The 2505-nt window shown below is 33.9% G+C and carries 1 pseudogene; it reads left to right on the plus strand.

What is annotated here, in order from left to right:
* The first annotated feature begins 114 nt into the window (after positions 1-114).
* A pseudogene (locus tag AACX68_RS06040) lies at positions 115-657 on the plus strand (MgtC/SapB family protein).
* Positions 658-2505: the final 1848 nt, after the last annotated feature.

Below are 2505 nucleotides of genomic sequence, written 5' to 3' on the forward strand. Positions count from 1 at the left end.
GTTTATTTTTTCCCTGAAAAAGCAAGAAAAAAGTCATACACAATAAGGACATTTATTGGTGAGTGCAAAATTGATCTTATTTTTTATATTGAGAGTTTTTAGAGGTTACCTGAGGTGAAACGTCAGTGGCGTCAGCGTATGGCGGGGTTAAGAACCAATGCATTAGTCGCAACTGGTGCTGGTGTGATTATGAAAGAGGGAATGAACATCCGCGGATTAAATACTGCGGCAACATTATGGTGTTCGGAGGGTATTGGCGTTTTGTGCGGATTGGGATAATGCTTATATGCGACTATTTATGTAGCAATTATTTCATCTGCAAATATTTTATTCAGAGAGGCCGCTCAGAGAGCCAATGCTCAGCCACAACAGCAGACCTTAGATTTAGATCAGAGTTATCAAATTCACATTATTTGTGATATTGGCGATGAGATCCTGATCAGGACTTTGATCCTACAGGCAATTAATGGATTAAATGTCCGGCTACAGTCACTAAGCAGTGCTGATACAATTCAGCCTAATCAGCTTGGAGTGTGTGCAGAAATGCTGGCAACTCCGGATAAGCAAAAAGAGATCGAATCGATTGTTTGTTGGGTGAGTTTAGAGAAAAGTGTCAGTTCCGTTAACTGGAAAATTGCCTCTGAATTACCTGCTTAGAATAATTTGAGACCATAAATAGAGTTTTACCTGTTAAACAATACAAGTTATTAATAAATAAAAATGTAAATAATATTGATTATCACTATTATTTATTAATAATAGTGGACTGTATTCTATTCAGGTAACACTAAAATCTTTTATTCCGTTGTCTTTTTAGGTATTTCCTTATTGGCAACGCTCACTTCTTCTACTGTTTATAAACATACCGTTATTTATACTCTCCAGAATTAATGAGAGGTTGAAATCTCTCACCGGAAAACAGCCTTTGACTAAGCAAATTCTTTTCCGATGAATCTGTTGCTCAGTTGCCATTGTTATGCAATCCAAAAATCCATGAAGTATAGCCTTTTGCACAGCTACAGAAAAATTGATGAGTTACCTTGTCATTGCTCTCTTCGAAAATTATCAATTTTTGTTCAGGATCTTCGGTAAGATCATCAATTAATTTGCAAAAGTGTAGTAGGGGAGCAGCCATTAGTTTGCTGTAATGTGCCGCTAAAGGAACAACTTACTTCTTTCACTGAAGAAAATCACAACAATATCATGGAGCAGGTTGATTATTACAACGAACAAGGTTTCAGGGTGTTAATCTTAACAATCCCGGAGTTAAATTCTGATGAAGTGAAACATTCACTTTTTGTTGCTGATGAGAATGGCACAATGTTTAGGTTAAGTAGGCGGATATAATTCTGCCGCTATAGCTAAAACTCACTATGAAGTGGATTTAGATACTGGAAATATTCTTAATTGCTTTAATATTGAGTGTATGAGTGATTAAAACCTTTTAAAAAAAGTGGAATTAAATGTAGATCTTTATCAGTGAGTATTTCGGAAAAATACGCATTAAAAAACGACAATAAAATAATAATTATGCAGTTGATCTATCTGATGATGCAATACGTCATGTACTACATTTCGGGTTACTGGTGTTAGTATTTTTGTTGATAATGCCATAGATATCACAAAAGGATTCTTGGATCTCATTTTTCCTGAGAAGAATCCGAAGGTATTAGAAAAAGGAGTAATAAAGGGGACGAAAACGTTTGGAAATATCATTATCTAATAAATATGTTTGATTGATCTGATCCTGTGAATGTATTTTTAGGGAGGATAGTCAGTGCATTTATTCTATTTTTATCTATCTGGGCCATTGATTTGCTTGTACAAAACCTAATGTACGATATTTCACAACTGTTTTACGATAAGGAGAAATGAATAAAGTATTTATTTGAGAATGCCTCGCAAATGAGATAATAACCTGTCTGCCATTTGATGATCCTGAGAGGATCGATTCCTGCAATATCTGTTGTGATGAGATATATGCTTGCAGTTAATTGTGTAGAACGTCAGATAGGATCTGCTGAAGAAATTTGCAAAACAGGGGGTTATGGCCACTTAAATTGTACATATGCTATTCAGCTCTAAACTTATTGGTATAAAGCACACCTGCACTACTACTTTATCTGTATTATTGATAGCATTAATAATTATGGAGCTAAGCATTGAATACAACGCTCATCATTCAGTGCGTTAATAGGATAGAAATTGTTATCCTGAAAATATTTTTTAGTGAATTGAGTATTTCATAAGTAGTGTATTGTTGTTAGCATTCTAAAATGATCTTATCTTCACCATTTTGGTGAATGGTTATGAATAATCCTCATTAATTGGTATCTTGTTCTATATTGATTAAGAAAATGTCTTATGTAATTTCTATACTATTCACTGCCAGTGTTAATGGTTTTTAGTAGATATTTAGAATAGGTATAGATGTTATTCCTTATTATGAAGTTGCTATCATAATAACGATAAATTTAACGGTGTAATAGAATTGTATTTATATGC

It is taken from the genome of Xenorhabdus sp. PB61.4 (genome assembly GCF_963894935.1).
GTDB lineage: Bacteria > Pseudomonadota > Gammaproteobacteria > Enterobacterales > Enterobacteriaceae > Xenorhabdus > Xenorhabdus stockiae.